The following is a 24,906-nucleotide window of genomic DNA, read 5'->3' as shown; positions in this document are numbered from 1 at the left end:
CGTCAGCCTACTATCGAAGAGATAGAAAGACGTAATTTTACAGAAATACACTAATGTCTAATTAACAACACTGGAGTACTTCCGGCTAACTTGCTTGTAATTTATTACTGATTTCCTTTTTTACAGAAGATAACGCTTCTGGTAACGCCGAAAGATCCATTCCACCTGCTTGGGCGAAATCAGGCCGCCCACCGCCTTTACCACCTACTTTTAATGCTAATTGAGAAACTAATTCGCCAGCTTTAACAATGTTTAATAAATCATTGGTTACACCAGCAGCTAAATTGATTTTGCCATCATTGACAGCTGCTAAAATAATTACGCCAGTTTTTAATTGATTTTTAAGATCATCAATCATGGTACGTAACATTTTTGCCTCGACGTTATCAACCTTAGCAATTAGTAAGTTTTTATTATTGATTTCCACACATTGATTAAGCAATTGCCCACTTTGTTGGCTAGCTTGTTGGGCTTTTAACTGCTCTATAGCTTTTTCAAGTGTTTTGGTTTGATCGAGCAGTTGCTCAATTCGTGATAAAACAGCAGATTTATCACTTTTAACCAATTGTCCAATTTGATTTAGCAAATTGGATTCATGGTGTATATATTCCATCGCATTTTGACCTGAAGTAGCTTCAATACGACGTACTCCTGATGCAATACTTGACTCAGAAATAATTTTAAATAGTCCTATATCTCCAGTTCTATCAACATGTGTTCCACCGCAAAGCTCAATGGAGAAATCTCCCATAGTTAATACTCTTACAATATCTTCGTATTTTTCACCAAATAGCGCCATAGCACCTTTATTTTTAGCCTGATCAATAGGCATGAGTTCTATGTCTACTGGTAAATTACGTCGAATTTGTTGATTAACTAAATTTTCAATTTCTTCAATTTGTTCTGATGTAATCGGTTGATTATGTGAAAAATCAAACCGAAGATAGCTATCGTTAACTAATGATCCTTTTTGATGTACATGACTTCCTAAAATACGTTGTAACGCGGCTTGTAATAAATGTGTTGCAGAATGATTACGACGAATGCGTTCACGTATCTCTACATCGATTGCAGCTGTTACTATATCACCAACTTTCAATGATCCTTTGGTGACCTTACCTATATGACCAATGCTTTTACCATATTTCTGGCTGTCTGAAACGTTAAATACTAAATCGGCAGCGGTTAATACACCTTTATCGCCAACTTGACCACCAGATTCACCATAAAATGGTGTTTTATCTAATATGACAACAGCTTGATCACCGGCATTTATTGTTTCAACTTTGTTTCCATTTTGGAAGATTGCAATCACTTTTCCTGAAGCTTCGCTAGACTGATAACCTAAAAACTCTGTCTTATCATCAAGCTTAATCATATTGCTATAATCAACGCTGAATGAACTAGATTCACGAGCTCGTTTACGTTGTTCTTCCATGCATTGATTAAAGCCATTTTCATCAATAGTGATATTCTTCTCGCGACAAACGTCAGCGGTTAAATCTAATGGAAAACCATAAGTATCATAGAGTTTAAAAGCAATATCGCCAGGTAATACATTGTTAGTAATCTTACCTAACTCTTGGTCAAGTAACAATAAACCCCGTTCTAATGTTTTTAAGAACTGCTCTTCTTCAGTTTTAAGTGTATTTTCAACTATCTTTTGATTATTTGCTAATTCATTAGCAGCACTTCCCATTACGTCAATTAATGGTTTAACTAGCTTATAGAAGAAAATATCTTTAGCACCTAACATATGTCCATGGCGTACTGCTCGGCGAATAATTCGACGTAATACATAACCACGCCCTTCATTTGAAGGTAGGACTCCATCAGAAACTAAAAAGGCGCAAGAACGTATATGATCTGCAATTACTCTTAATGATTTACTTTCTAAATCTTTAACTTGAATGATTTCAGCTGCAGCTTTTATTAATGTTTTAAACAGATCAATATCATAATTTGAATTGACATGTTGTAACACAGCAGCTATTCGTTCAAGCCCCATACCAGTATCAACTGATGGTTTAGGCAAAGGTTCCATAGTACCGTCAGCAAGGCGGTTAAATTGCATAAAGACGAGATTCCAAATTTCAATAAATCTGTCACCATCTTCTTCAGCACTTCCAGGTGGTCCACCCCATATATGATCACCATGATCATAAAAAATTTCTGTACAAGGTCCACAAGGTCCTGTATCACCCATTTGCCAAAAGTTATCGGATGCATATGGTGCACCTTTATTATCGCCTATGCGGATGATACGCTCTTTAGGAATACCGATTTCATTTTCCCAAATAGCAAATGCTTCATCATCAGTTGCATAAACAGTAACCGTCAATCTGTCTTTTGGTAGATTAAACCATTTTTCACTGGTTAGTAGTTCCCAAGCAAAATGAATCGCATCACGTTTAAAATAATCGCCAAAACTGAAATTCCCAAGCATTTCAAAAAAAGTATGATGCCTAGCAGTATAACCTACGTTGTCAAGGTCATTATGTTTTCCGCCTGCTCGCACACAACGTTGAGATGTTGTTGCTCTGGTATAAGGTCGTTTATCAATACCAAGAAAAACATCTTTAAACTGATTCATTCCCGCATTTGTAAATAAAAGTGTTGGGTCATTGTGTGGAACAAGGGAACTACTTGCAACGATTTCGTGTCCTTTGCTATGGAAAAAGTCAAGAAAACTTTGACGAATTTCTGCAGTGCTTTTCATTTATGCTTCCATATTAAACGATAAATTTTTAGACATAGTAATATACCCGTTACAACTTAAGTTGAAAAGTAAATATTCTTAGTACAACGATTGATCTAGTTACTATTAATAAGTAGTAAGGAATAAAATTAAAAGATCTTGAGAGCTTTTTACGTAATGGGTATTATCTAAGTAATATTGTAGGGACTATAATAATTTAAGTCAACAAACTATACACAGTTTTTATATCAAGTTGTGTAAATCCTCGGGCTTTTAAAAATTGTATTACTTTTTGTTTTTGTTGATTATTTTTTGGTTCGATAAGTTTGAACTTTTTTAATAATTGATGATGTGCAATTTTTGACCAATCAATATCAGCTAAAAGTAATAGCTCTCTACTAAGATCTGATGACAAACCTCGCTGTTTTAATTCCAAGCTTATTTTATATTTTCCATAACCTTTATGAGCACGCATAAAGATATACTTTTCAATATACTGCTTATCATCCATCCAATGTTGATTAGTACAGTGTGCAATTACATGTTCTATTTCTGTTTTTAACTTATTTAGTTGTTCTGGATAATTATCTTTTGAGCAAGTAATTTTTTTGCTAAAAAATAAGGTTAATTTTCGGCTAAGTTCGCATGATGAGTGATCACGCTGTGCAAGTAATTGCACAGCTTTATTTAAGATTAATTTATTGAGTTTTTTTTCCATTACTCAAAGCTTTCATCATCTGCCGAAACGTCTTCATCATCAGCAGAGAAAACTGCAGGGCTGTTTAATAGTAAATCGCGTAATTTAGTTTCAAGTTCTTTAGCAATTTCAGGATGTTCTTGTAAAAACTTAATTGAATTTGCTTTACCTTGACCTACTTTTTCACCATTGTAGCTATACCAAGCTCCTGCCTTATCAACTAATTTATGTTTAACACCTAAATCAATCAATTCACCTTCTTTAGAGATACCACACCCATAAAGGATTTGGAATTCCGCTTGTCTAAACGGTGCAGCTACTTTATTTTTAACTACTTTTACACGCGTATCACTACCAATAACATCTTCGCCTTCTTTTACCGCACCAGTACGACGGATATCTAAACGAACAGATGCATAGAATTTTAAGGCATTACCACCGGTAGTGGTTTCTGGATTTCCAAACATTACACCAATTTTCATACGAATTTGGTTAATGAAAACGACAAGACAATTTGCATTTTTGATATTAGCGGTTAATTTACGTAATGCTTGAGACATTAAGCGTGCTTGTAACCCCATGTGAGAATCGCCCATTTCACCTTCAATTTCTGCTTTTGGTGTTAATGCTGCAACCGAGTCCACAATAATCACATCAACTGCACCAGAACGAACTAATGCATCACAAATTTCAAGAGCTTGCTCTCCTGTATCAGGTTGAGAAACTAATAAATCATCGACTTGAACACCTAACTTAGCTGCATAGATAGGATCTAAAGCATGTTCAGCATCGATAAATGCACAGGTTTTACCTTCTTTTTGTGCTTGAGCAATAACAGATAATGTTAATGTTGTTTTCCCTGATGACTCTGGCCCAAAAATTTCAACAATTCTTCCCATTGGCAAGCCGCCGATACCTAATGCAATGTCTAACCCTAAAGAACCTGTTGAAACCGCATCTACGTCTAGTGTCTGAGTATCACCTAAACGCATTATTGAACCTTTACCAAATTGTTTCTCGATTTGGCTTAATGCTGCAGAAAGTGCACGTTGTTTGTTTTCATTCATATAATAAAATTCCAATAAGTAAGGATATTGGGGTACATTATACTGTATTGTTATACAGTATCAAGTTTTTTTTATAAACATTCATAAATTAGTTAACTCTGTGAAATTGGTCACAAAATTTATTAATTTTTTGCAGAATTTGTTTATGATCTCGTGCTGAAAAAGATATTGAATTATTTAAAAAGGCGACTAAAAAATAGAGCTTTTAAAAAATGAGAATAATCAAATTAAGGTAATTTAATTAGGTAATACTTTCATAAAAAAAGACCATTTGGTATGATGATAGAAATAAATTTTAGTCGTTATTGATGTATTAAATTAATTGCCTCAACATATTATAATCATTGAAGATTTTTATACCTAAATGTTATGCTAATCAAAAACATCTTTATAGCTTAAAATATAAATAAAGGAAAATAATGACCACTGATAGTCAAGACTATGTATTGTGTTCTCATTGTGATTTGGTCATCGAATTAGCTGATGTTGCAGTTGGCCACAAAGCTGTTTGTCCACGATGTAATACAATACTATTTAAAAACAATGTCAATATGAAGTTTAGAGCGGCAATGTATGCAATTTGCTCTCTAATTATGCTCATTGTTGCTTGTGGTTTTGTTTTTATTGATATCAATTTAGTTGGTAATGTCAATGGCGTAAGTGTGCTGGACATTCCAAGAATACTTTTTATTGATAAATATAGTTATATTTCAGCATTATTTATTTTTTTCGTATTAGTCTTTCCATTACTCAATTTATCTATTATTGCCTTACTTTGTTCAAATATTAATTTAACCAAATATCGGAAAAGAGATTTACTTATTGTTTATGAAAAATTCCAACATTGGTGTATGCCTGAAATATTTTTAACTGGCATATTAGTTAGTTTCGTTAAATTAATGAGTTATGGCAATATTGGTGTCACTAGCACATTTTGGGCATTTTGTTTATTCGTATTCTTTTATATTAAAGCTTTAGTTATCTTCACTCCGGGTAAAATCTGGAATGAAATTCATCGAAGTAATTTTTCAATAAAAGCACTAGAAGTTGGTGAGACGGGAATTTCTCAAAATATAAAATTGTGTCAATGTTGCCATGCAATCGTCCCTGTTGAGTATGCCAAATGCCCAAGATGTAAACAAAAAAGCCAAGTAAGAGGGCGAGATAAAATACAATGGACAATTGCATTATTGGTAACTTCATTAATAATTTATATTCCCGCTAATTTATTCGGAATTATGATCACAGTTGTATTTGGCTCAGCGTCGACCTCAACTATTATGGATGGTGTTATCTATATGTGGCAGTCAGGGGATGTACCAGTGGCATTAGTTATCTTTTCCGCAAGCGTGGTTATTCCAATTTTAAAGATTATTTCACTCAGCTGGTTATGTTATTTTGCTTTAGCCGTGAAAGATAAAAATAAACATAATTGCTTAAAAATGAAGAAATTATATAATGCGGTAGAATTTATTGGTAAATGGTCAATGATAGATATCTTTGTTGTTTCTGTAGTTTGTTCTTTAGTTAGAAACCAACAAATGATGGGAGTTTATCCTGATATTGGTGTTACTTTTTTCGCAACCGTCGTCATCATTACTATGATTGCATCCCAAAAATTTGATCCACGCTTACTTTGGGATCGAAATCGAAAATAGAATAATAGGAATAATATGGCAACCTCAAGAAAATTAGCAAAAATAATTAAAATCCGAGCAATTTCTGCAATATGGATTATTCCCATAGTAACCGCCGTTGTTGGATTATGGATTATCTATGCCCACTTTGCTGATAGAGGCACATCTTTTACCTTATTAGCCAATGATGCAAATGGCATTGTTGCAGGTAAGACAGTAATCAAAAATCGTAGTGTTGACGTTGGTATAGTTGATGAAGTGACATTATCTGATGACTACAAGAAAGTCGTCATAAAAGGTCGAATTTATAATGATATGGAGCCATTGTTAAAAAATGACTCAATTTTTTGGGTAGTTAAACCTGAAATTGGCCGTGATGGTGTGACAGGACTTGGCACTATTTTATCTGGTGTATATATTGAATTGGTCTCAGGCAACGATACGCATAGTTTCAAAAATAGCCCATTTATTCTATCTGATACACCGCCGTTATCTGATCCAAGTATAAAAGGAATTCGCTTAAATTTAGAAAGTGACCAAAGTGGTGTAGTACCTCGTGGTGCAAAAGTGATGTTCCGAGGTTATCAAGTCGGTAATGTTGAAACGTCGTTATTTGATGTTGATGCCCGTAAAATGAAGTATCAAGTGTTCATCAAAAAACCTTATGATGCCTTAGTGACGGAAAATGTACGCTTTTGGAAAGAGGGTGGTATCAATTTATCTTTATCATCACGTGGAGCAAGTCTTGAAGTTCCTTCGTTAGATGTTCTAATGTCTGGTGGAATTAGCTTTGATTTACCAGATGGCGCAAAACTAGGCGAACCGGCCAAGCAACATGATGTTTATAAATTATATGACGATAGAAAATCGATTCAAGATTCACAGTACACTGAATATAAAGAATTTCTAATTATGATTACTGATTCCATATCGGGATTAACCGAAGGTGCGCCAGTGGAATATCATGGTATAAGATTGGGTACAGTGAGTAAAGTACCGTTTTATACTACAGAAATGTTAAAAGAAAGATCTATTCTCAATCAAAAAGTACCAGTATTAATCAGAATAGAGCCTGACCGTCTATCAGAATTAGTTGATGATAAGATCGATATAGCAGCTTTGATAAAAGATGAACAAAAAAATGGACTAAGAGCATCATTAAAAACGTCCAATATGTTTACTGGTGCGCTTTATATTGATTTAGATTTTTATCCTGATTTGAAAAATAAATACGATATAAAATTAGCTAACCAATATGGTTACGATACTATCGAAACAACATCAACAGGATTTGCTCAAATTCAAGCAAAAATATTGCAATTACTCGACAACTTTAATAGTTTACCGTTGAATAACACGATGACTCAATTTAATAAATCATTAGAATCAAGTGAAAAACTAATGAATTCATTAAATCAAATTATGGCGAGTAAAGAGATGCAAGCTATGCCGAAGGATTTACAAAAGGCAATTCGTTCATTACACGAGACCATGAAAGGGTTGCAACCGGGATCTGAACTTAACACGCAAATGATCGAAAGTTTACAGAAAATTCAACTAATGATGGATGAGCTGACTCCTTTACTTAACACATTAAATAATAAAAGTAATGCATTGATTTTCTCAGCGCCAAATAAAAAAGACCAAGAACCCAAAGCCAGAGGTAAGAAATAATGGTTAAATTAATTCGAACGCTAAAAGTTACGATATTGGTGACATTATTAGGAGCTATAATTGGTTGTTCATCAAATGCACCGAGTAAAAGTTATTTTCAATTAACTAGTAATTTGACTGGCTCAAGAATGACACAAACTACAGATCATTTTATTTGGATTGAGTCCATTGAGGTAGCTAGTTTCTTAAACAAACCCGGTATTGTCCTGCAAACACAGGACATAAAATATGTCACAGCAACTAATCATTTATGGGCATCAACGCTGTCTCAACAACTTGCCGATCGATTGTCACAAGACTTAACTCAAATTTTGCCTAATTATTTGGTGTCAACTAAATCAATTACCACGCCAACTTTTACAGTTAAACTTTTTATTGATGGTTTCCATGGCGGTTATAATGGCGATGCAATCATAAAAGGGCGCTGGGTAGTGACAGATAAGAAAGGTAAAATCGTTACTAAAGCTATTGAACGTCATGTTCCACTTGCAACAAATGGTTATGATGCTTTGGTAAAAGCCTTATCCGAAGGCTGGCAAAATGAAGAATTAGACTTTGCAAATTCAATTAAACATTATTAATACTTACTAAACATTCCGTCAATATGATGACGGAATGTTCTATGCTCTTAATTTCAGATCATGAAAACTGTGCTTTTAATTTATCTAATATCTGGTCTTTAATTTCAACCCATCCTCGCACACTATTAATAAATGCTATTTTCTCGGCTTTCAAAATATCTTGTTTGACAATCTTTTGCTCGGTTAATTGATGATTATCCAAATAATACTGTCGCATAGTACCAGCAAGTAAACCCGAAGTAATAGTTGGTGTTACCCACTTTTCATTAATCAACAACGCAATATTACCATTAACAAACTCAGTGATTTCATCATATTGATTATAATTGATATATTCTTGCCCAACTGCTAATTCGGGAAAGTGTTGTCGATTAGTCGTTTTATGATAGAGAAAAGTGTTTTCCTTATCGACACATTTGGGTGCAAAATCAAGCTTATCAATTACCATTGAATGAGTAAGTTTATCGAGACTTATTTTTGCTTGGCCATATTTAGGTTGCAGAAGCCTAATTTTATATCTTCCTGATGAATGAGTTTTTGCTAAATTAGTTAATGTCTGTTTAATTGTTTGAATATCACATTCAAAATCAAAATAACTCGTTGAATTTATCAACCTATCTAAATGCATATCAAACAAAACCAACTCGCCATCTTTAAGCAATAATGTTTCAATAATATATTCAGGAATAGTTAGCGTTCGATTTAAGATGGCTGTTTTAGCTAAAATCTCATGATATTCATCATCAGCAGTTGAATCCCATGTAATGCCACCACCAACACCATAATTCAACTGTTGATTATGTATGGTTAAAGTTCGTATTGGAATATTAAATACTGCCTTTTTCATTAAAGGTTCTACAAAACCAATGGTGCCACAATAAACCCCGCGAGCCGAGTTTTCAATATCACTAATGATTTGCATGGTACTTGATTTGGGCGCACCAGTAATTGAACCACACGGAAACAGCGCTTTAAATAGCTGATACAAACTTATATTTTCTTTTACGGTTGCTTGAATAGTTGAAGTGAGTTGCCAGACAGTCGGATACTTTTCTGCTGTAAATAAATGTGGAACGGTTACTGAACCTGGCACTGATATTTTGCTTAAATCATTACGAAGTAAATCAACAATCATCATATTTTCAGCAAGATTTTTTTCTGACTTCAACAGCGCCACTTGTTGTTTATCTTGGTCAGAATTTAAACCTCGTGCTGCTGTTCCTTTCATCGGCTTAGTTGTAATGGTTCTATCTTCTAATTTAAAAAATAGCTCAGGGGAGATAGATAAAATATGATAATTTTCAAATTCAATATAGGCACAATAATTTGCCTGATTATTTTTTTGTAGAAAATGATAATAATCTAAAGGATCACCATTGAATGGTGCGTTAAATTGAATGGTATAGTTGGTTTGATAAGTATTGCCTAATTCAATTTGTGATCGAATATAACTAATTTTCTGCTGATATTCGTCAATATTTGTGTCACAAGACAATTCAAAATACTCGGGTGAAGCACACTCAGTATGAGCTATTGTTGTATAGCTCTCAAAAATACCAAAAAAAAGTAAAGGTAAATCCTGGTCTGACTTTGTGACTATTTTGGTCTTATTCGACTCATTAAAACCCATAGCGCTTTCATAAGCAAGATAGCCGCAAGCAAAATAACCTTGTTGTATAAACTCTTCTATCTCATCAATATGTTTTTTTATTGAGTGATAATCAGATGACTTTATAATCTTTATTGGATCACAAAAATATTTACGTTGCCCCTCAAAATCGATATAAATTTTCATGCTTATTGCTCACTAACAAAATTGCTTATCATTTTTAAACCAAATTCAGTCTTGATCGCTTCAGGGTGGAATTGTACTGATTCGATAGGTAATGTTTTATGACGTAACCCCATAATCAACCCTTGTTTATTAGTAGCAGTGATTGTTAAAGGTGACTCATTTGACGAATTTTGTACAATTAACGAATGATATCTTACAACAGATAGCGGATTTTTAATGCCAGTAAATAATCCTTTTTCATCATGAATGATTTCATCAATTTTACCATGCATTGGTACTGGCGCTTTGACTATCGTAAATCCAAAATATTGAGCAATAGCTTGATGACCTAAACAAATTCCTAGTATTGGGCGGTGATTAGCAAAAGCCTGAATCGCTGACAATGATATTCCAGCATTATCTGGCGTTCCTGGCCCTGGGGAAATTACCATTTTAGAAAACGACAATTGTTTTAATTCATCAATAGATTTTTCATCATTTTTGATGACCATAACCTTGGCACCAGCACGGCACAGGTAATCATATATATTAAATGTAAAAGAATCGTTGTTATCAATCAGAAGAATCAAAATTATATCCAATACTTATTATTTTAAAAATGAAGATTTAAAATGTGACAGGTGATTCTATTATAAAAAGGGATAATACATAAAGCAGTTTATACCCTGGTGCTCAAAAACCCCGTTCCTCAAAATTTTAAAAAAAAGTTGAGGAACGGGGTTTTTGAATACAATTTCAGCAAAAAATCAATTTTAGCGATTAAAGCATGTATGGAATCGGATAATGACTTTATAAGTAACATGAATGATATCTCACCTTCAATAATGCTAGACCAATTTTATCTTATTAATTCTATTATATTTATTTGAATTCAGCTACAAACTAAAAACTCTATTTTTCTTTGCAATATGTCTTTTTAATGTGATCTTACTCACAAAAACATACTAATCTACTTGTATGGTAGTATTGGATCGATTAATTTGTCGTTACACAAATTACTTATGAGGTATTTAATGAAAATTGTAAAAGCAGAAGTTTTTGTTTGTAGTCCAGGAAGGAATTTTGTCACACTAAAAATAACGACAGAAGACGGCGTATATGGAGTAGGTGATGCGACGCTCAATGGACGTGAGCTTTCCGTCGCATCATATCTTAAAGATCATCTTTGCCCACAATTAATAGGGCGAGATGCTAGTCAAATAGAAGATATTTTTCAATATTTCTATAAAGGTGCCTATTGGCGTCGTGGACCTGTGACGATGTCAGCAATATCAGCCATAGATATGGCGTTATGGGATATCAAAGGTAAAGTTGCCAATATGCCACTTTATCAATTATTAGGTGGAGCTTCTCGTACCGGTGTAATGGTGTATTGCCACACCACAGGTAAAGATATTGAAGAAGCCTTAGATGACTATGCTAAACATAAAGAAATGGGCTTTAAGGCCATTCGAGTGCAGTGTGGCATACCAGGAATGAAAACCACCTACGGTCAAAGTAAAGGTAAAAACTTAGCTTACGAACCAGCAACACGAGGTAACTATCCTGAAGAACAGTTTTGGGCAACCGACAAATATCTTGATTTCACACCAAAATTATTCGAGGCAGTGAGAAATAAATTTGGTTTTAACGAACATTTATTGCATGACATGCATCATCGTTTAACACCAATTGAAGCAGCTCGATTTGGTAAAAGTGTTGAAGACTATCGCCTGTTTTGGATGGAAGACCCAACACCCGCTGAAAATCAAGAATGTTTCCGATTAATTCGCCAACACACTGTAACACCAATTGCTGTAGGTGAAGTATTTAACAGTATTTGGGACTGTAAACAGTTAATTGAAGAACAGCTTATTGACTATATCCGAACCACAATAACCCATGCAGGTGGTATAACACATATGCGTCGAATAGCTGATTTTGCGTCGCTTTATCAAGTTAGAACAGGCTCTCATGGACCATCAGATTTATCACCAATCTGTCATGCAGCTGCACTTCATTTTGATATGTGGGTACCTAACTTTGGTGTTCAAGAATTTATGGGTTACTCAGAGCAAATGCTAGAAGTCTTCTCACCAAACTGGACCTTTACTGATGGTTATATGCACCCAAGTGACAAACCAGGTTTAGGTATCGATTTTGATGAAAAACTAGCAGCAAAATATCCATACAACCCCGCTTATTTGCCAATTGCTCGTTTAGAAGATGGCACGTTGTGGAATTGGTAAGTTGAGGTAGCTTATATGAAAAGTATCGTTGTAAAAAAACCTAATGAACTAGAAATCGAGGAACGTGAAGTTCCTCAACCAGCTAAAGGTGAAGTAAGAGTCAAAGTTAAACTAGCTGGCATCTGTGGTTCAGATAGTCATATTTATCGAGGACACAATCCATTTGCAAAATACCCAAGAGTCATAGGACATGAATTTTTTGGCGTTATTGATGAGGTAGGTGAAGGAGTAGATCGATCAAGAATTGGTGAACGTGTTTCTGTTGATCCCGTCATTAGCTGTGGTTGTTGTTACCCTTGTTCAGTTGGGCGTCCCAATGTTTGTACATCTTTGACTGTTTTAGGCGTTCATCGTGATGGTGGATTTAGTCAATATACAACAGTGCCAAGCAAAAATGCCTATGCGATTCCTGATGACATTAGTGATAAATTTGCCGTAATGATTGAACCGTTCACTATTGCAGCGAATGCGACTAGTCATTTGAAACCAGCTGAAAATGATGTTGCCTTAATTTATGGTGCAGGTCCAATGGGACTAACATCAGTTCAAGCGCTAAAAGGTGTTTATAAAGTTAAACAAGTTATTGTTGTCGATCGCATTGATGAACGTTTGGCTATGGCACAAACGAGTGGTGCAGATAAAGTTATCAATAATACTAATCTATCACTGAAAAATGAATTAGAAAAACTTAATATTAAACCGACAATTATAATTGACGCTGCATGTCATCCTTCGATTTTGCCAGAAGCAATTTCTATTGCCTCCCCTGCAGCAAGGATCCTAATCATGGGCTTTTCAAGTGATCCTTGTGTAATTACTCAACAAGGGATAACCAGTAAAGAGTTATCTATTTTTTCTTCTCGATTAAATGCGAATAAGTTTCCAGTTGTTATCGATTGGTTAAAGAAAAAATTAATCGACCCCAAAAAGTTAATCACACATCAATTTGATTATACCCAAGTAATTCAAGCGATTGAAACTTTTGAAAAAGATCAGAAACATTGCTGCAAAGTTTTATTGACCTTTAATTAGCACTAAAAAAGTCTTGTGAAAAACCTTTTTAGATAAAATATTAAAAGAGAGAACAGTATGAATAATATAGGAAATAAGTGTGAGAGGGATACTTCGGATTTAGTTAAAGCTGCAGTATCAGGTTGGTTAGGAACAGCTTTAGAATTTATGGATTTTCAATTATATTCTTTAGGTGCTGCTTTAGTTTTTCATGAAATTTTCTTTCCAGAACAATCTGCTATTATGGCGTTGATTTTAGCAATGGGCACTTATGGTGCTGGTTATGTTGCACGAATCATTGGTGCCTTCGTTTTTGGTCGCATGGGGGATGCTATCGGTCGTAAAAAAGTTCTATTCATTACTATTACCATGATGGGGGTATGTACTACGTTAATTGGTGTACTACCAACTTATGCTCAAGTAGGTATTTTAGCGCCATTGATGTTGGTTATTTTACGTATAATTCAAGGATTAGGTGCTGGTGCTGAAATTTCTGGTGCAGGAACAATGCTCGCTGAATATGCACCGAAAGGGAAAAGAGGAGTAATTTCTTCATTAGTTGCAATGGGAACTAACTGTGGGACATTAAGTGCAACAGCAATATGGGCATTTATGTTCTTTTTATTAGATAAAGATCAATTAGTTGCATGGGGTTGGCGCATTCCATTTATAGCAAGTGTTATTGTTATGATTTTTGCAATTTGGTTAAGAATGAATTTAAAAGAAAGCCCTGTATTTGATGAGGTTAATGATACTAATACGCTAAAAAATGATAATGATGTTACAAAACATATCTCATTACTTGAAATGTTTAAAAGTAAATCATTTTGGTTAGCTACAGGATTACGTTTTGGTCAAGCAGGAAATTCTGGGCTAATCCAAACTTTCTTAGCGGGATATTTAGTGCAAGCATTATTATTTAATAAAAGTATTCCAACTGATGCAATTATGTTTAGTTCAATTGTCGGCTTCTTGACTATTCCTTTCTTAGGTTGGTTATCAGATAAGATTGGTCGAAAAATTCCTTATATAATACTAACATTGTCTGCAATTATACTAGCATATCCAATGTTATCTATCATTGTAGATATAAATCATTCTGTAAATACTATTACATTATGTCTTATTCTCATTCATAATATTGCAGTTTTAGGTTTATTTGCCCTAGAAAACATCACCATGGCCGAAATGTTCGGTGCTCGCAATCGATTTACCCAAATGGCAATATCTAAAGAAGCAGGCGGTTTAATTGCTGTAGGATTCGGCCCAATTCTGGCTGGAATTTTCTGTAAAATGGTAAATGATTGGTGGCCAATTGTGGCTATGATTATTGTTTACTCATGTATTGGTCTTATCTCGGCTATTTTTATGCCTGAGGTAAAAGATCGTGATTTAGCTGACTTACATGATGCGGCAGATAGTAAAAATTAAACGGAAGAAATAATGAGATTATCGAATCAAACTTTATCACAACTACCTAAAGAGGTAGTTGTTCCAACTTATGATAGAAGCAAAATTAAAACCAAAATTGTTCATCTTGGTTTTGGGGCATTTCATCGTGCTCATCAAGCTATTTATGCAGATATATTGGCTGCGCAATATGATAGCGATTGGGGATACTGTGAAGTTAACTTGATTGGTGGTGAAGCACAAATTCAAGATTTAAAACAACAAGATTGCTTATTTAGTGTGTGTGAAATGTCTTATGATAATTGGAATACTCGTGTTGTAGGTATTGCAAAAGAAGCATTACATGCAGATGTTGATGGAATTCAGAAAGTCTTAGATGTGATGACTCGTCCAGAAATTGCAATTGTGTCAATCACTGTAACCGAAAAAGGTTATTGCTATCTACCATCAACATCATCAATTGATACTAATAATCCATTAATTATTCATGATGTAACTAATCCACATACACCTAAATCTGTTCCAGGTGTCATTGTGGAAGCTTTACGTTTACGTAAAGAGCAAGGATTAAAACCTTTTACAGTTATGTCTTGTGACAATATGCCTGAAAATGGACATGTTACTCGTAATGTTGTTTTAGCCTTAGCTAAGCAGCGCGATGAAAGTTTAGCGCAATGGATTGAGGATAATGTTACTTTCCCATCAACAATGGTTGATCGAATTGTACCTGCGGCAACACCAGAAACGATGGCTAAAATAAAAAAACAACTTGGTGGTATTGATGATCCGGCAGGTATCGCTGGTGAACCATTTAGACAATGGGTGATTGAAGATAATTTTGTGGCTGGTCGTCCAGAGTGGCAAAAAGCAGGGGCAGAATTAGTTAATGATGTATTGCCTTATGAAGAGATGAAATTACGCATGTTAAATGGTAGTCATTCATTTTTTGCTTATTTAGGTTATTTAGCTGGCTATATGCATATTGATGAATGTATGCAAGATCCTAATTATGTTAAAGCAGCTAGGCATTTAATGTTAAATGAGCAAGCAACTACATTACAGGTAAAAAATGTTGATTTGTCAGCTTATTCTGATTCATTACTAGATCGATATCGCAACACCGGTTTAAAACATCGTACATGGCAAATCGCAATGGATGGAACATTAAAGCTTCCTCAACGTATGCTTGATTCTGTTAGATATCATTTGGCTAATGGTACACCATTTGATTGTTTAGCTTTAGGTATTGCAGCTTGGATGCGTTATGTTAGTGGCGTGGATGATAGTGGTAACGTTATTGAAGTTTGCGATCCAGCAGCCGAAAAATTAAAAGAGTTGGTTTTAAATAGTTCTGATAATCAAGATCGAGTTAATGCACTGTTATCTTTAAAACATGTTTTTGGAGAGGATCTACCCCAAAATCCATTGTTTATTGAACAGGTAACTAAAGCTTATCTTTCTTTAAGAGACATAGGAGCAAAAGAGACCGTTAAACAAATAACTCAAAATTTTTAATTCCACTAATTAATAAGCAAAGTGCAATCATCTTTAGATGATTGCACTTTTATTATTAAATAAAAAACTTTTCTTATATTCAAAAATCCCCTATATTCTCTTTTCTTGTAATTTGTTTTTTGAAAGTAATATATGTTCAAATCTGAAGTGTTAACTATCTCAGAACCTGTTAATCAACAAATATATCGCCAATTAAGAAAGGCAATTATCACTTGCCAAGTACTACCTGGTGTTTTATTGTCTGAAAAAGATATTTCTGGTCAGTTTAATGTATCACGCCAACCAGTTCGTGAAGCTTTCATTAAACTAGCAGAAGCTGGATTGGTCCAAATTCTTCCACAACGTGGGACTTTTGTGACGAAAATATCAGTTAAAAAAGTAATTGATGGTCAATTTATTCGTGATGCTGTTGAGTGTGCGATTATAAAACGTGTTGCACAAGAAATTAGTGACTTAGATCTTTTATTACTCAAAAAAAATCTGAAAGAACAAATTGAAGCTAACAAGCGTAAAGATATTGGTTATTTTCTAGAAAAAGATGATGAGTTTCATCAAATTTTAATGAATGTTATTGATTGTCCAATGGCTTGGGAAACCGTCGAAAATATCAAAGCGATGATGGATAGAGTTAGATACCTTACTTTAGAAGATATTTCTCCACCAGAAGACCTAGTTAAACAGCATGAAAAAATTGTTATTGCACTAGAAAAGCATAATCCAGAAATGGCTGCACTTGCACTACATGAGCATTTAGCAACTATATTAAAAACGATAAAAATAGTATCACAACAGCATAATGAATGGTTTGTTGATTAATTTTTTATATTTCAAAGGTAATAATTTCATTATCATTTTTTCTTAAATAAAGATAAATGAAATTTAGTTTTTTTCATGGTGCGCTGATTTAAGAAATATTCATCAATGTTTTTATATATCTAAATATCGCCGATTACCTCAAAAAAAGAAGAGTTATTAACCTTTTTTATTTAACTTCTCTTATTGATGAATTGATGTTTTTAAACTTTATTTTTTTATGTATCATTAATTTTTGATTGATTCTTTTTATAGACTAAATCATGTAATCGTTTTAACATATGACAGCACAAAAGCATAAATATTATAATTTTGGTAAAGAAAATGATGAATGTCAGGAAGTTATCAGTTATTGTAGTAGGCTTTATTCTTTCTGGTTATGTTGGGGCGGATTCTCAAGTAACCATTCAAAATCAAAAGGTTAGTGACAAACAGCTAATTTATCAACAGGAACGGCAAAAAGCAGCGGAAGAAGCGCTATCCCCCAAAACGCCTGATGTTAATTTATTATCCCCATTAAAGAAAATTAATAATATTGATTTTCCAGAGGAAAAATTATGTTTCCCTATTTCCCATGTTAAGTTATTAGAAAAGGAAACTTTACCATTTTATGTTCCATTAAGTCCTTTAACAAAGCAAGCCGAAGGGCGATGTTTAGGTAGTCAGGGTCTAAATTTATTGATGACCGAATTGCAAAACCAACTTATTAATTATGGTTTTATTACTACTCGTGTAGTTGCTCCACAACAAGATTTATCACAGGGTACTTTCACTCTATTAATCTTAAAGGGTTCCGTAAAAAGTATACACTATTCAGAAGGTAGTGATACCTATGCAAATTTGTATACCAGTATTCCTTTAAGAAGTGGTGAATTACTTAATTTACGGGCACTTGAACAAGGTTTAGAGAATTTACAGAGAATTCCTACTGTAGATGCTAAAATCGAGTTAATCCCTGGTGCTAAAGAAGGGGAAACCGAAATTGTTATAAAGCGCAATCAATCAAAGTTTTGGCGGGTAGGGATGTCTGTAGATAACTCGGGCACTAAAGATACGGGTCGATATCTAGGCGGATTAACGCTCTATTTAGATAATCCTCTAGGCCTTAGTGATTCATTTTATGTTTCAGGTGATCATGATCTAGAAAATAAAGACAAATATGGTAACCGTGATTATTATTTTTCTTATTCAGTTCCTTATGGATATTGGATGTTTGAAACTTTAATTTATGGTAATACCTACCACCAAAATATCCCAGGTATTGTAGATTATCAATACAAAGGTCGAAGTAAAAATTACAATTTCAAGATTAGCCGGGTATTGCACCGTAGTTCAACACAAAAAACAACTTTAAGTTATGGTATTAACTTAAGACAATCTCACAACTTTATGAATGATCTTGAACTTGAAAATCAGCGTCGAAAAACAACTAATTGGAAATTAGGTTTACAACATCGTCATTATATTGACGATATGACTTTAGATGTTGATGTATGGTATCAAAAAGGAGTGCGATGGTTCGGTGCAGAAAAAGCTCGAGAAGAAGAAATAAACATAGCTAGTGCGTTGACTAATATTTTCAAGTTTGATGTTTCATTTTATGCTCCATTCACTCTAGGTAATCAGAATTTTGCTTATAGTTTTGATTATAATGGTCAAATGACAAGAGGTAATAAATTAACTCCTCCAGATCGATTTTCAATCGGAAGTCGTTGGACTGTTAGAGGATTTGATGGTGAGCAAATGTTGACGGCTGATAATGGCTGGTATCTGCGTAATGATTTGATTTGGCAAATGCCTATAAGGCAACAATTATACTTTGGCTTAGATGCTGGGCAAGTTAGTGGGCGAAATTCAGAACGGTTGAGCGGTAAACGACTTGTTGGTTCGGCACTAGGTATAAGAGGTCAACAATTTAATGTCTATTATGATGTATTTGCTGGAGTACCTTTGCACAAACCCGATAATTTTAAAACAAATCATTTGACACTAGCCTTTTATTTAAATTGGACTTACTAGTATTTTGGTTTTACGCCTTTTTAGTCGGCAAGTTTTAGTAACAAAGAATATTTATAATAAAAAGATTGTTGATTAAATAAGAATTAGTTAGAAAATTTTGAAAAATTATGGATATAAATAATAAAAAAAATCTTTTACCTTATGTTATATTAAGTATTATTATATATGCAGGAGCTTTTAAGTTCTTGTAAAAAGATACATCATTATCAATGATTAATTGAATTTTTTAATTATCAATTTGTAGTAAAAAGTTTTTGTAATTTTTAATATTTAGTAATGTCAGTAGCATAATACAACTAAGTAATATGATTTTGTGGTATGAGTAATATTAAAAAGGCGACTTTTTATTGATCACATTTAATTTGTCTTCAATAAATGGCTATTAAGTTTTAATTTGCCTGTTTGGATGCTATGTATCCTTTTCCCTTTTTAAATAAAGTAAACAATAATTGATGCTTTAGTTTTTCTTTAAATATTTTATAAATAATTTAAATAACTCTTTTCTCGACATTAAATTGGATTTAATCGCAATTAGTAAAATGGATTATATTTTATAGTTAAGTTTGTAGTACAAGCAGTCCCTAAAATATAGTTTTATTTATTGGTAGTAAAAGATAAATAAATTATATCGTTATGAATTGTAAATTAATGATAATTTGCAATTTATTTTGTAGTAAATATTAATCGTTGTAAATAAATTGTTTTTATTTGAAATAATAACTTTTTGTTTAGACATTTGAATAACAAAATAAGATGAAAGGCAAAATACTATGAATAAAAATTTTTATCGGATTGTTTTTAATCAGGCTCGAGGATTATTTGTTGTGGTGTCAGAAATTGTTAAATCGCATCAAGCTATTTCAGGTAAGAGTCAAAGAAAAAAAGATACTAACACTCAAGCGGATATTATAGGTAAGAAAAAAGCAGTTTTAAAGCCTATAGTTTTCTTATCTTATGTTGTTTTAGGTATGGTAAGTGTTGTTAGTAATAGTTATGCAGGCGGTGTCGTTGTAGATCCTAATGCAGGAAAAAATCAAAGACCTAATGTTCAAGAATTAAATAATGGTACTACACAAGTTGATATCGTATCTCCAACTAAAGGTGGTATATCACATAACAAATTTACACAATTTGATGTATCAAAAGACGGTTTGATTCTTAATAACTCACTCACAGATACAAATACCGAGTTAGCAGGAAATATTAATGGGAATAAACGATTAAAAAATAATGCAAGGGTCATTTTAAATGAAGTAAATTCTAATAATCCAAGTCAACTTCTTGGTTCTATTGAAGTAGCAGGTCAAAAAGCACAAGTGGTTATTGCTAATGCTGCGGGTATTACTTGTAATGGTTGCGGTTTTATTAATGCTGATCGTACAACATTAACTACAGGTAAGCCGATCATGGAAGATGGAGAATTAAAAGGTTACGATGTTCGACAAGGCAAAATTGAAATCCAAGGTGATGGTTTACGTAGTGGCGGTCAAAATTATACTGATTTAATTTCGCGTTCAGTTTCAATTAATGCCAAGTTATGGGCAGATAATGAAGTGAATATTGTAACAGGTAAAAATAAAGTCAGTGCTGACTTAAGTAAGGTTGAAAGACAAGGTGCGGATTCTAATGCAGATAAACCTGAATTTGCGCTTGATGTTTCCGCATTAGGTGGAATGTATGCCGGTAAAATTACTATGGTAGGTACAGAAAATGGTGTAGGTGTACGTAATCAAGGTAAAATATATACCAATGCTGGCTCTATCAATATTACAACCGATGGTAAAGTCGTTAATGAGAATATAATAGACGCTGTTGGTGATGTAAGTTTGCGAAGTAAAGGTAATGCTATTGAAAATAATGGAAAAATAAAAAGTTTAAATAAGAATATATCATTAGCTAGTTATCATGAAATCAAAAATAACGGCACATTACAGGCTAGAGAAAATGTTAATTTTTCATCAGGGAGTTGGACTGGTAATAATGGTGTAATTACTGCTGGTAAAACGGTAACAGCTCAAGGTAATGAATTCAATAATGGTTTTGGGGCAACGATTGACGCTCAAGATATTGATGTTACAAGTTATATAACTAAAAATACTGGTGATATGAAAGTAAAAAATAACATTGATATTAAATCTGAACTTACCCAAAATCAAGGTAATATGTCAGCTGATAATGAAGTTCATATTGCTAGTAAAGAAATTATAAACGATTACGGCGGTTCTATTTCAGCCAAACACATACTTTTACAGGGTGATAAATTATTTAACAGAAGTAAAGCTCATGCTTCAGAAGACCTTACTGTTCATGTGTTAGATGTTACCAATTCAGGAGAACTTTCGAGTAACAAGCAAGTATCAGTAGTAAGTAATATTTTTGAAACCATTAATTCAGCGGGTCTTGTTAAGGGGCAGAATGTTCAATTTAAAGCTGATAAACTAGTTAATAAAGGCGTGATATACTCAAATAATAATTTGAATATTTTGACTCATGAATTTGGAAACCAAAAAGATATAATTGCCGGCAATCAATTAAACATAAAATCTGATTCATTAATAAATGATTGGTACGGAAATATAGTTGCGAACAATGCTGATATTAATGCAATTAAATTAATTAATTATGGAAAAATTGAGCCAATTGAAAATCTGGAATTAGAAGTCGATTACCTTGAAAATATTGGAAAATTACAGGCAAAACAAGACTTAAAAGGCTATGTATTAACACTACACAATAGAGATGGAGCTACTATAGAAGGTAGAAATGTTAATTTAGAAGGTGATACTTTAGATAATAAAGGTCAAATTCGTGCAGAAAATGTATTGGACCTTGCGTTTAAAAAAATTGATAACTACGCTAAAATTTTTGCAAAAAATCAAGTTAACTTGAATACGGAATATTTAAATAATGATCATGGTTCATCAATTGAATCCGAGCATATTGTTAAAATTCAAGCACATGATTTCCAAAATCGTTCACAAATAAAATCAGCTGATCTTATTGAAATTAAAGCCAAGAAAGAGTTTAACAATAGACGTTATACTACAGAAGATGGCACTAAAGTGATTGGTACACTCAATAGTGGTGATATCAAAATTAATACTGAAAGTGGTGTCAATACTGGTGAAATAATAGCGTCTAAAAAAGCTATCATTTTTGGAGATAGTTTCAAAAATGATTGGTATGGAGTAATTAAAGGTGGTGATATTACGATAAGTGGTAATAAATTCGATAATTATGGTAGTGCACGAGCAGAACATAATTTCTATATTAATTCAACTGATGTTATGAATGCTTCAAATTTGTTATCTAGAGAATACCTTACAATTAACTCTACCAATTTTACAAACAACTCAACAGGTATTTTAAAATCCGATAAGCAAATTGATTTGAGAGGTGATAATATCCTAAATAATGGTTTGATAGATACTATCAAGGCTGTTATTAATGCAAAAAACTTCAAAAATGATTGGCTTGGCGTAATTAAGGGTGCTGATATTTCCATAGCAGGTGATAAATTTGAAAATTATGGTAATGCAAATGCCCTTCATAATTTCGATATTAATTCAACCAACGTTGAGAATCATAACAAATTATATTCAGCTAACTATCTAAGATTTGATTCAAACAATGTCAAAAATTACAGATCAGGTGAATTAAGCTCAAATTGGCAAATTGATATAAAGGGAAATCAAATACACAATGAAGGATCAATTTTAGCTAATCACGCTATTAATATTAATGGTAAAAACATCAAAAATGATGGCAAATTGAAATCAAACATACATATTAGATTATCAGGTGATAAATTTGAAAATTCAAGTCAGGGTAGTATGATTACAGAAACAATACATGGCAATATGGTTGACTTTATCAATAAAGGCTATATGCAAGGCGATTTTGTTGATAACAATCAAAATACAATAATTGAAAATTAATCATTTTAATTGAATTTCAAAAATATTACTTAAATAAAATAAGATCCTAGTTTATTTATCCTGTTTTAAGGCAAAATAATCTAGGATCTTTTTTATGTGTTTTATGCAACCTTACTTTTACTTAATTAGTATTGATGGTTGAATATTAAATAAACTAGAAGCCATATTATCAATTTCATTCAAAAGAAAATCAGCCTGATAGATTACTAATGTTTTAAATAATTTAATAAATTTTAACCAAAATATTAATATTAGTGTTTAATTAAAACGATAACTGATTTAGGCTAATAGGTAAACTTGAATTATTTAGGTTATATGATGATAAAACAAATTAAAATACAGGTTAGTGGAAGAGTTCAAGGTGTTGGATTTCGATTTTTTACTTATCAGCAAGCAAAAAAACTTAATTTATTAGGTTACGTCAAAAATTTAGATAATGGTAATGTTGAAATTATCGCACTTGGCGAGAGTAAACAGATAGATTCACTAGTTAATTGGCTTAATTCTGGAGGACCAACTTCAGCAAAAATTTCAAATATTAAAATTATTCAAATGGTACCTCAAAATGATTTAACTTCTTTTAATGTTAGATATTAATTTACTAAAAAATAAAGTAAAATAAGGCAATTTTTGGGTGATTTGTAATAAAGGTCTACTTTTATTAGTGATTAACTTTATTTACATAATTAACGTAAACTATGAATAAAAAAAATTTAATCTGTATCCTACTCCTTATTCTGATAATTGGTATTTATTCTGTTTACCAAACAGAAGATAGTGTTTCGGTCGCGCCATCAAACGCAAATTCGCCTGATACACCCATTTATCAAAGTGATGAGATGATAACCAATGTCTATGATTTATCAGGCACTATGGTATATAAAATTGCATCAAGCAAAGTAAAACATTTTGATAGCAATGAAAATACAGATTTTGATTTACCTAATGTCACGCTTTACGATCAGGAACATGCCGCGACTTGGCATATTCAAGCAAAACGTGCAACATTGACTAATGATAAATTAATCTACCTTTATCAAGATGTACAATTAACAAATTTATCACCTGATTCACAATTACAGCAAGTATTGACAGATAACGCAGTAGTCGATTTAAAAACACAACTTGTCACCTCAAATGATCCTGTGAAAATAAAAGGGATTGGTTTTTTATCGACCGGGACAGGTTTAGTCGGCGATTTAAGAGAAAAAACGGCAAATATACTTGAGAATATAAAAACCTATTATAATACTGAGGCACAATAAAAAATGAGATTGAGAAAACAAGCAATTTATCCATTATTTTTTATGTTATATGTATCATTTGCTTGTTTTGCAGATGAGCCTAATTTTGAAGCGTCTTCCCCTCAAAAAGATCAAAAGATGGTTGTTAATGATAAACCCATTACAATTGATGCAGATAACCAACAAATTGATATTGAAAAAAATATTATTACTTTTAGTGGTAATGTACAGATTGTTCAGGAAGGTCTTACCATTTGGGCTGATAAGGTTGTTATAACCGATATGCAAGACTCTACCAAACAAAAAATTACTGGATATGGTAACCCTGTAAGATATAAGCAAATTATGCCTAAAAATAATAAAGTTGTAACAGGTCATTCATCCCAAGTTATTTATGATGTGAAAGAAAGTAATATTGTACTGCAAGGTGATGCGGAGCTTATTCAGCAAGATAACCGTATAAAAAGTCCGATCATTACTTATGATGTCAAAAAACAACGAATACTTGCGCAGCCGGGTAATTCAGGACGGGTGAAATCTACTATCATCCCAAGTCAAGTTAAAGAGATGAATAAATAA

Annotated in this window: 18 protein-coding genes; 13 read left to right on the top strand and 5 right to left on the bottom strand. The window is 32.9% G+C overall.

The annotated features are described in order from the left end of the window. Positions 1-85 precede the first annotated feature (85 nt). The 3 genes from alaS to recA form a co-directional block, all read right to left on the bottom strand. Positions 86-2,719, bottom strand: coding sequence for an alanine--tRNA ligase (gene alaS / locus A9G08_RS03185; RefSeq protein WP_065562296.1), 2,634 nt, complete (start codon positions 2,717-2,719; stop codon positions 86-88). Between the two features lie 196 nt (positions 2,720-2,915). Then, the gene (locus tag A9G08_RS03180; RefSeq protein WP_065562295.1) at positions 2,916-3,416 is read right to left on the bottom strand and encodes a regulatory protein RecX; all 501 of its coding nucleotides are present in this window, start codon (positions 3,414-3,416) and stop codon (positions 2,916-2,918) included. After that, positions 3,416-4,462 (bottom strand): recombinase RecA, encoded by a 1,047-nt coding sequence (gene recA, locus A9G08_RS03175; RefSeq protein WP_065562294.1) that lies wholly within the window; start codon positions 4,460-4,462, stop codon positions 3,416-3,418. The genes A9G08_RS03180 and recA overlap by 1 nt, the downstream gene beginning before the upstream one ends. A gap of 419 nt (positions 4,463-4,881) precedes the next feature. Between recA and A9G08_RS03170 the strand changes: the two genes are divergently transcribed. Genes A9G08_RS03170 through A9G08_RS03160 form a run of 3 tightly spaced genes read left to right on the top strand, consistent with a single transcriptional unit; the run spans position 4,882 to position 8,354 of the window. Beyond that, on the top strand, positions 4,882-6,120 hold the full coding sequence (locus A9G08_RS03170) for a PqiA/YebS family transporter subunit (RefSeq protein ID WP_065562293.1): 1,239 nt from the start codon (positions 4,882-4,884) through the stop codon (positions 6,118-6,120). Between the two features lie 15 nt (positions 6,121-6,135). After that, positions 6,136-7,773 (top strand): intermembrane transport protein PqiB, encoded by a 1,638-nt coding sequence (gene pqiB, locus A9G08_RS03165; protein WP_065562292.1) that lies wholly within the window; start codon positions 6,136-6,138, stop codon positions 7,771-7,773. Then, complete coding sequence (locus A9G08_RS03160; RefSeq protein WP_065562291.1) at positions 7,773-8,354, top strand: PqiC family protein; 582 nt, start codon at positions 7,773-7,775, stop codon at positions 8,352-8,354. Before pqiB ends, A9G08_RS03160 begins: the two co-directional genes overlap by 1 nt. A gap of 58 nt (positions 8,355-8,412) precedes the next feature. Here the strand turns inward: A9G08_RS03160 and pabB are convergent, their stop codons facing one another. Beyond that, on the bottom strand, positions 8,413-10,149 hold the full coding sequence (pabB, locus tag A9G08_RS03155) for an aminodeoxychorismate synthase component I (RefSeq protein ID WP_065562290.1): 1,737 nt from the start codon (positions 10,147-10,149) through the stop codon (positions 8,413-8,415). A gap of 2 nt (positions 10,150-10,151) precedes the next feature. Next, on the bottom strand, positions 10,152-10,718 hold the full coding sequence (locus A9G08_RS03150; protein ID WP_065562289.1) for an anthranilate synthase component II: 567 nt from the start codon (positions 10,716-10,718) through the stop codon (positions 10,152-10,154). A gap of 444 nt (positions 10,719-11,162) precedes the next feature. Between A9G08_RS03150 and manD the strand changes: the two genes are divergently transcribed. The 10 genes from manD (at position 11,163) to lptA (ending at position 24,906) form a co-directional block, all read left to right on the top strand. Then, positions 11,163-12,377 carry a D-mannonate dehydratase ManD gene (gene manD, locus A9G08_RS03145; protein WP_065562288.1) on the top strand — a complete coding sequence of 405 codons (1,215 nt, stop codon included), beginning with the start codon at positions 11,163-11,165 and terminating at the stop codon, positions 12,375-12,377. A gap of 15 nt (positions 12,378-12,392) precedes the next feature. After that, complete coding sequence (locus tag A9G08_RS03140; protein WP_065562287.1) at positions 12,393-13,409, top strand: Zn-dependent oxidoreductase; 1,017 nt, start codon at positions 12,393-12,395, stop codon at positions 13,407-13,409. A 57-nt stretch (positions 13,410-13,466) separates the two neighbouring features. After that, positions 13,467-14,819 carry an MFS transporter gene (locus A9G08_RS03135; protein WP_065562286.1) on the top strand — a complete coding sequence of 451 codons (1,353 nt, stop codon included), beginning with the start codon at positions 13,467-13,469 and terminating at the stop codon, positions 14,817-14,819. A gap of 12 nt (positions 14,820-14,831) precedes the next feature. Then, positions 14,832-16,313, top strand: a complete 1,482-nt coding sequence (locus tag A9G08_RS03130) for a mannitol dehydrogenase family protein (protein WP_065562285.1) — start codon at positions 14,832-14,834, stop codon at positions 16,311-16,313. A 132-nt stretch (positions 16,314-16,445) separates the two neighbouring features. Beyond that, the gene (locus A9G08_RS03125) at positions 16,446-17,129 is read left to right on the top strand and encodes a GntR family transcriptional regulator (protein ID WP_065562284.1); all 684 of its coding nucleotides are present in this window, start codon (positions 16,446-16,448) and stop codon (positions 17,127-17,129) included. A gap of 321 nt (positions 17,130-17,450) precedes the next feature. Next, on the top strand, positions 17,451-19,145 hold the full coding sequence (locus tag A9G08_RS03120; protein ID WP_141673910.1) for a ShlB/FhaC/HecB family hemolysin secretion/activation protein: 1,695 nt from the start codon (positions 17,451-17,453) through the stop codon (positions 19,143-19,145). A 770-nt stretch (positions 19,146-19,915) separates the two neighbouring features. Next, positions 19,916-23,083 carry a two-partner secretion domain-containing protein gene (locus A9G08_RS03115; RefSeq protein ID WP_065562283.1) on the top strand — a complete coding sequence of 1,056 codons (3,168 nt, stop codon included), beginning with the start codon at positions 19,916-19,918 and terminating at the stop codon, positions 23,081-23,083. 318 nt (positions 23,084-23,401) lie between these two features. Further along, on the top strand, positions 23,402-23,680 hold the full coding sequence (gene yccX, locus A9G08_RS03110) for an acylphosphatase (protein WP_218058384.1): 279 nt from the start codon (positions 23,402-23,404) through the stop codon (positions 23,678-23,680). Between the two features lie 101 nt (positions 23,681-23,781). Continuing rightward, positions 23,782-24,348 carry an LPS export ABC transporter periplasmic protein LptC gene (gene lptC, locus A9G08_RS03105; RefSeq protein ID WP_065562282.1) on the top strand — a complete coding sequence of 189 codons (567 nt, stop codon included), beginning with the start codon at positions 23,782-23,784 and terminating at the stop codon, positions 24,346-24,348. A gap of 3 nt (positions 24,349-24,351) precedes the next feature. Next, positions 24,352-24,906, top strand: coding sequence for a lipopolysaccharide transport periplasmic protein LptA (gene lptA, locus A9G08_RS03100; protein ID WP_065562281.1), 555 nt, complete (start codon positions 24,352-24,354; stop codon positions 24,904-24,906).

The organism is Gilliamella sp. wkB195, assembly GCF_001690445.1.
Classification (GTDB): Bacteria; Pseudomonadota; Gammaproteobacteria; order Enterobacterales; family Orbaceae; genus Gilliamella; species Gilliamella apicola_E.
This window is presented reverse-complemented; position numbering and strand designations above follow the sequence as displayed.

Excerpts from the sequence above, each read along its gene's own strand:
- alaS (WP_065562296.1), bottom strand. The coding sequence starts at position 2,719 with ATGAAAAGCACTGCAGAAATTCGTCAAAGTTTTCTTGACTTTTTCCAT.
- A9G08_RS03180 (WP_065562295.1), bottom strand. The coding sequence starts at position 3,416 with ATGGAAAAAAAACTCAATAAATTAATCTTAAATAAAGCTGTGCAATTA.
- recA (WP_065562294.1), bottom strand. The coding sequence starts at position 4,462 with ATGAATGAAAACAAACAACGTGCACTTTCTGCAGCATTAAGCCAAATC.
- A9G08_RS03170 (WP_065562293.1), top strand. The coding sequence starts at position 4,882 with ATGACCACTGATAGTCAAGACTATGTATTGTGTTCTCATTGTGATTTG.
- pqiB (WP_065562292.1), top strand. The coding sequence starts at position 6,136 with ATGGCAACCTCAAGAAAATTAGCAAAAATAATTAAAATCCGAGCAATT.
- A9G08_RS03160 (WP_065562291.1), top strand. The coding sequence starts at position 7,773 with ATGGTTAAATTAATTCGAACGCTAAAAGTTACGATATTGGTGACATTA.
- pabB (WP_065562290.1), bottom strand. The coding sequence starts at position 10,149 with ATGAAAATTTATATCGATTTTGAGGGGCAACGTAAATATTTTTGTGAT.
- manD (WP_065562288.1), top strand. The coding sequence starts at position 11,163 with ATGAAAATTGTAAAAGCAGAAGTTTTTGTTTGTAGTCCAGGAAGGAAT.
- A9G08_RS03140 (WP_065562287.1), top strand. The coding sequence starts at position 12,393 with ATGAAAAGTATCGTTGTAAAAAAACCTAATGAACTAGAAATCGAGGAA.
- A9G08_RS03135 (WP_065562286.1), top strand. The coding sequence starts at position 13,467 with ATGAATAATATAGGAAATAAGTGTGAGAGGGATACTTCGGATTTAGTT.
- A9G08_RS03130 (WP_065562285.1), top strand. The coding sequence starts at position 14,832 with ATGAGATTATCGAATCAAACTTTATCACAACTACCTAAAGAGGTAGTT.
- A9G08_RS03125 (WP_065562284.1), top strand. The coding sequence starts at position 16,446 with ATGTTCAAATCTGAAGTGTTAACTATCTCAGAACCTGTTAATCAACAA.
- A9G08_RS03120 (WP_141673910.1), top strand. The coding sequence starts at position 17,451 with ATGATGAATGTCAGGAAGTTATCAGTTATTGTAGTAGGCTTTATTCTT.
- A9G08_RS03115 (WP_065562283.1), top strand. The coding sequence starts at position 19,916 with ATGAATAAAAATTTTTATCGGATTGTTTTTAATCAGGCTCGAGGATTA.
- yccX (WP_218058384.1), top strand. The coding sequence starts at position 23,402 with ATGATAAAACAAATTAAAATACAGGTTAGTGGAAGAGTTCAAGGTGTT.
- lptC (WP_065562282.1), top strand. The coding sequence starts at position 23,782 with ATGAATAAAAAAAATTTAATCTGTATCCTACTCCTTATTCTGATAATT.
- lptA (WP_065562281.1), top strand. The coding sequence starts at position 24,352 with ATGAGATTGAGAAAACAAGCAATTTATCCATTATTTTTTATGTTATAT.